This window comes from Novosphingobium sp. B-7, assembly GCF_000410615.1.
Classification (GTDB): domain Bacteria; phylum Pseudomonadota; class Alphaproteobacteria; order Sphingomonadales; family Sphingomonadaceae; genus Novosphingobium; species Novosphingobium capsulatum.
In genome coordinates this window covers 1-262 of sequence record NZ_APCQ01000637.1, presented here as the reverse complement: position 1 = coordinate 262, position 262 = coordinate 1, and the positions used below count along the sequence as shown (strand labels likewise).

Sequence of the window (262 nt, the reverse complement as noted above, 5' to 3'; positions counted from 1 at the left end):
CTGCCATCTTCGCCCATCAGCAAGGTGACCGGCGTCTCGTCGCCATGGATCTTGGGGGCTTTGAGAATGTGGGCCAGCAGGCGCTCGCCAAGCGGGGCCATCAACCAGGCCAGCTTGCGGGCCCAGCGGCCCATCACATCACGATCAATGTTTACGCCCTGCCGCCGCAGGATCACCGACTGGCGGTGCCAAGGCTGATGGTCAACGAAGCGGCTGACCATCAGATGAGCGAGCAGCGCGCTGCTGGCCATCACCTTGGGCA

General features: G+C 64.1%; 1 protein-coding gene. It reads right to left on the bottom strand.

Annotated elements, in window-relative coordinates:
• Positions 1-251, bottom strand: a 251-nt coding sequence (locus H926_RS26070; RefSeq protein ID WP_237740985.1) for an IS66 family transposase, incomplete at its 3' end; no start/stop codon positions are given.
• Between the last annotated feature and the right edge of the window lie 11 nt (positions 252-262).